This is a genomic window from Spongiactinospora gelatinilytica (assembly GCF_003236385.1).
GTDB lineage: Bacteria > Actinomycetota > Actinomycetes > Streptosporangiales > Streptosporangiaceae > Spongiactinospora > Spongiactinospora gelatinilytica.
Map to the genome: position 1 here is coordinate 1 of NZ_POUA01000472.1, position 4,960 is coordinate 4,960.

The following is a 4,960-nucleotide window of genomic DNA, read 5'->3' on the forward strand; positions in this document are numbered from 1 at the left end:
CCACTGTCCAGGCCGCAGCCGCTCACGATAGAACGCCACTCCGAACGCCACGCTGACCAGCGGCGTCAACTGGGGGATCTTCCTTTTCGCGGTGCTGAACGGCCAGGTGGTGGAGGCGTCGCTCGGGTTCTTCGTGACGCCGCTGGTCAGCGTGGCGTTCGGAGTGGCGTTCTATCGTGAGCGGCTGCGGCCTGGACAGTGGGCGGCGGTCGGGCTGGGGGCGGCGACGCTGGGAGTGCTCGCCGTGGAGTACGGCAGGCCGCCCTGGATCGCGGTCGGCCTGGCCGCGACCTTCGGCACCTACGGCCTGATCAAGAAGCACCTGGGGGTCGGCGCGGCCGAAGGGCTCTTCGTGGAGACGTCGGTGCTGTTCCCGTTCGCGCTGGTCTACACGGTCGCGTTGCAGTCCGCCGGGCAGGCGACCTTCGGTCACGTCTCCGCGCTCAACACCGCCCTCGGCGTCGGGGCGGGGCTGGTGGTGCTGGTGCCGCTGCTGCTGTTCAGCGCCGCCGCGCCGCGCATCCCGCTGACGGTGACCGGGATGTTGCAGTACATCGAGCCCGCCGTGCAGTTCCTGCTCGGCGTGCTGGTCTTCCGCGAGGCCATGCCGGGGCTGCGGTGGGCCGGGTTCGCGCTGCTGTGGGCGGCCCTGGCGATCTTGGCGATCGACGGTCTGCGGGCCGTCCGGTGAGCGGGTTCAGGTGGAACGGCCGTCGCCGCTGAGCGCCGCCATCGCGCCCATGCCCACGAAGATCGCGCCGCTGCCCACGTCCAGGCCCCGCCGTACCTTGACCGAACGCCGCAGCCGATCGGCCGGCGCCGCCGATGCCAGCGCGAAGCAACCGTCGCCGGCCAGCCCGAGCACGATCCAGATCAGGCCCAGCAGCACGACCTGCGCCGCGACCGGCCCGGCCCGGTGGTCGACGAACTGCGGAAGGAAGGCCGGGAAGAACATGGCGGTCTTCGGGTTGAGCACGTTGACCACGAACCCCTCCCAGAACAGCCGCCCCGGCGATGCAGCGGAGACCTCGGCGGTCCATGAACCGCCCGACCGGCCCAGCAGCTTGCGCACGCCCAGCCAGATCAGATAGGCCGCGCCCACGTACTTGATCACCGTGAAGGCGGTGGCGGAGGCGGCCAGCAGCGCGGTGATCCCGAACGCCGCGGCGGCGACGTGGACGGCCGACCCGGTGTGCACGCCGAGCACCGACACGATCGCCGCGCCCCGGCCCTGCGCGACCCCCCGCGTCACGATGTAGAGCACGGCGGGCCCAGGCGTGAGCAGCAGCGCCAGGCTGGCCGCACAGAAGACCAGGAGGGCGGATGTATCCGGCATGTCGCGGATGTTACGCCCGGGGGCGGATCACCGCATCGCGATTTCCGGCAGGTGGACATTTTGGTCGCACTCCGCGACCAGCGCGGCGAGCAGCGCGAGGGTGGGCGGCGGGTCGGGCGGCTCGCCGTACCGGGCGGCGAGGACGCGACGGGCCGCGCCGGGCAGCTCCCTGAACCGTACGCCGGGCGCGCGGTGCGCGGCCAGCGCCAGGCCGGGCAGCACGCTCGCGCCCATGCCCGCGGCCACCATCGCCTGCACGGCCACGTAGTCGTCGCTGGTGAAAACGATGTCCGGGGCGAATCCGGCCGCCCGGCACAGGTCCAGCAGGTGGATGCGGCAGCGTTCGCAGCCGGCGATCCACGGCCGGTCGGCGAGGTCGGCCAGGTCGGGAAGCTCGGGAAGGTCGCCGGCCTCCTCGCGGGTGAGCAGGTGGCTCGGGTCGTCCAGCAGGCGGGTGAGCCGGACGCCGTTGTCCTCGGGCGTGGTGTCGGCGTACCGGAAGATGACCGCCACGTCCACGTAACCCGCCCGCAGCATCCGCAGCGCCTCGGGAGGTTCGGCCTCGGTGATCCGCAGCGCGAGGCCCGGGTGCTCGCGGGCCAGGCGGGCGGCGGCGCGCGGCACGAAGGTGCCGAGCGCGGAGGGGAAGGCGGCCAGGCGTACCCGGCCGGAGCGCAGGCCGACGTGGGCGGCGAGTTCGTGTTCGGCGGCGTCGAGCCGCCCGAGGATCTCCCCCGCCCGCTCGGCGAGCAGCCGCCCGGCCTCGGTGAGCCGGATGCCGCGGCCCGCCCGCTGCACCAGCTTGGCTCCCGTCTCGGCCTCCAGTTTGGCCAGGTGGTGGCTGACCGAGGGCTGGGAGTAGTGGAGTTCTCTGGCGGCGGCGGTGACCGAGCGGTGCCTGGCCACCGCGGCGAGCACGCGAAGCCGCACGATGTCGAGCATGTATCAACGCTATCTATAGGTCGGCGCGGATATCTGCATTGGACGTGATGTATCGCCGCTGGCGACCCTGAAGGTATGAAGACGACAGCGATCGCACGACCGGATCTGGCCGAGTTCACCCGCGCCGTCGGCGCGATCGTGGCCCGCGGGCTCGCGCCCCGGGACACCGCCCGCGCGGTCGCGGCGCTGCTGCGCGAGGGCATGCCGCCGGTGTCCGCCCTGCTCATCGAGGAGCGGCGGGCGGGCGACCCGGCGGGGTACGTCTCGCACGTGCTGCACGCCCGGCCGGAGTTCTCCATCGCCGCGGTGGTGTGGCGGCCCGGTCAGGCCACGGTGATCCACGACCACGTCGCGTGGTGCGCGTTCGGCGTGCTCAGCGGCATCGAGCACGAGACCCTGTACCGTCTCGACGGCGACCGCCTGGTGGAGACCGGCCACGCGGACAACCGGCCGGGCGAGGCGGGCGGCTTCGCCCCGCCGGGCGACATCCACATGGTCCGCAACACGAGCGCGGAGGTCGGGGTGTCCCTGCACGTCTACGGGGCCGACCTGGGCAGGCTCGGCAGCAGCATCCGGCGGGTCTACGACCTGCCGGTCACCAGGGCCTGACCTATCGGGGCAGCCGCCGCCAGGCGGCGCGGGGCAGCAGGGTCAGCGCGGTGAACACCGGGCCGAGGAGTCTTGGGACCCACACGGTGGAGTCGCGCCCGGAGCGCAGCGCGGCCACCACCGCGTCGGCGACCTGGCCGGGGGTGCTGGACAGCGGGGCCGGGCGCATCCCGGCCGTCATCCGGCCGCGCACGAACCCGGGGCGTACCAGCAGCACCCGCGCGCCCGTGCCGTGCAGCGAGTCACGAAGCCCCTGCGCGAACCCGTCGAGCCCGGCCTTGGCCGAGCCGTACACGAAGTTGGCCCGCCGTACCCGCACGCCAGCCACCGACGACAGCACCACCAGCGTGCCGTGCCCCTGCTCGCGCAGCCGGCGCGCGGCGCTCAGCCCGGCGGACACATGGCCGGCGAAGTTGACCACGACGTCGGCCGCCGCGGCGGCCGGGTCGGCGTCGTAGTCGCCCTGCCTGCCCAGTACGCCGAACGCGCCGATCACCACGTCCAGGTCGCCGACCAGCCCGGCCGCCGCCTCGATCACCCCGGGGTGGGTCTGCGGCCGGGCCGCGTCGAACTCCAGCAGGTGGACCTCGGCGGGAAGGTCCGGAGGCACGGCGTGCTCCGCGTCCCGCAGGGCGAGCACAACCCGCCGCGCGCCGCCCCGGACCAGCCGCGCCACGACGGCCAGCCCGATCTCGCTGCGCCCGCCCAGCAGCAGCACGGTGTCCACGCCGCCGAGTGAGTTCTTCAAAGGTCGAGTCTCCTCGCCAGGTCGGACCGGAACACGCCGCGGGGGTCCACATCGTGGCGGATCCGCCGCCACTCGGCAAGGCGCGGGTACATGGCGGGCAGCAGGGCGGCGTTCAGCCGGGAGTCCTTGGCCAGGTAGACGCGCCCGCCCGCGGCGGCGACCCGCTCGTCGAAGGCGCGCAGCAGCCCGGCCAGCCCGGGGCGGCCCACCGGGATGTCCAGGGCGAGCGTCCAGCCGGGCATCGGGAACGACAGCGGCGCGTCCGTACCGGGGCCGAACCGCTTGAGCACGGTCAGGAACGACACCACGCCGGCCCGCGAGAGCCGGTTCACGATGTGCCGCAGCGTCTCCTCGGCCCCGTCGGGCACCACGAACTGGTACTGCACGAACCCGCGCGGCCCGTAGACCCGGTTCCAGCCCGCCACGGCGTCCAGCGGGTGGAAGAAGGGCGCGATGTGCTGGATCGTGCCGTGGGCCGCGCGCGGCGCGCGCCGGTACCAGACCTCGTTGAAGGCGCGCACGGTCACCGGGTTGAGCAGCCCGCCGGGGACCCGCCTGGGGGCCGACAGCCGGGTGCGCGGTGCGAACGCCAGCGGGTCCGCGACCGCGCCGGGGAGGTCGGCGCGGCGGGCGTGGTCGCCCAGGGTGAGCACGCCGCGCCCGGTCCGCGCGCCCCCGGCCAGCAAGTCGATCCAGGCGACCGTGTAGCGGTGGCGGCCGTCGGCGGCGACCATCTCGGCGAGGGTGTCGTCCAGGCCGGTGGTGCGCCGGACGTCCACCAGCATCCGGGAGGTCTCCACGGGGACACAGCCGAACTCGGCCTGCGCGATCACCCCGGTCAGGCCCATCCCGCCGACCGTGGCCGAGAACAGCGGGTCGCCCGGCCGCAGTGTCCGTACCGAGCCGTCGGCGGTGACCAGGTCGAGCGAGCGCAGGTGGGCCCCGAAGGAGGAGTCCACGTGGTGGTTCTTGCCGTGTACGTCGGCGGCGACGGCCCCGCCCACGGTGACGTGCCTGGTGCCGGGGGTGACCGGGACGAACCAGCCGCGCGGCACCAGCGCGGCCATCAGCTCGTCCAGGCCGACGCCGGCGGCGGCGGTCACCACGCCCGTCGTAGGGTCCAGCCGCCAGGACGTCAGCGCGGTGCAGTCGATCACCAGGCCGCCGGCGTTCTGGGCGGCGTCGCCGTACGCGCGGCCGAGGCCGCGGGCGATCAGCCCGCGCGGGGCCGGGCGGGCGACCAGCGCGGCCAGTTCGGCGGTGCTGCGGGGCCGCCGGACGTCGGCCGGGGTGGGGGCGGTACGGCCCCAGCCGGACAGGAAGGC

6 protein-coding genes are annotated in these 4,960 nt (G+C 74.3%); 2 read left to right on the forward strand and 4 right to left on the reverse strand.

Annotated elements, in window-relative coordinates; translation table 11 throughout:
* The first annotated feature begins 52 nt into the window (after positions 1–52).
* Entirely contained in the window at positions 53–691 is a 639-nt protein-coding gene (gene rarD, locus C1I98_RS35005) for an EamA family transporter RarD (RefSeq protein ID WP_267898105.1), read from the forward strand.
* Positions 692–697: 6 nt separating this feature from the next.
* On the opposite strand, the gene C1I98_RS35010 is transcribed toward rarD, so the two are convergent.
* The gene (locus C1I98_RS35010) at positions 698–1,336 is read right to left on the reverse strand and encodes a LysE family translocator (protein ID WP_111171605.1); all 639 of its coding nucleotides are present in this window, start codon (positions 1,334–1,336) and stop codon (positions 698–700) included.
* 27 nt (positions 1,337–1,363) lie between these two features.
* On the reverse strand, positions 1,364–2,278 hold the full coding sequence (locus C1I98_RS35015) for a LysR family transcriptional regulator (RefSeq protein ID WP_111171606.1): 915 nt from the start codon (positions 2,276–2,278) through the stop codon (positions 1,364–1,366).
* Positions 2,279–2,353: 75 nt separating this feature from the next.
* On the opposite strand from C1I98_RS35015, the gene C1I98_RS35020 reads away from it, so the two are divergent.
* Entirely contained in the window at positions 2,354–2,887 is a 534-nt protein-coding gene (locus C1I98_RS35020; protein ID WP_111171607.1) for a cysteine dioxygenase family protein, read from the forward strand.
* Position 2,888: 1 nt separating this feature from the next.
* Here C1I98_RS35020 and dprE2 read toward each other — a convergent pair whose 3' ends face one another.
* Both dprE2 and dprE1 read right to left on the reverse strand, forming a co-directional pair.
* A complete protein-coding gene (dprE2, locus tag C1I98_RS35025) occupies positions 2,889–3,635 on the reverse strand; it encodes a decaprenylphospho-beta-D-erythro-pentofuranosid-2-ulose 2-reductase (RefSeq protein WP_111171608.1) in 747 nt (248 codons plus the stop codon).
* Positions 3,632–4,954, reverse strand: coding sequence for an FAD-binding protein (dprE1, locus tag C1I98_RS35030; RefSeq protein WP_233508446.1), 1,323 nt, complete (start codon positions 4,952–4,954; stop codon positions 3,632–3,634). The genes dprE2 and dprE1 overlap by 4 nt, the downstream gene beginning before the upstream one ends.
* Between the last annotated feature and the right edge of the window lie 6 nt (positions 4,955–4,960).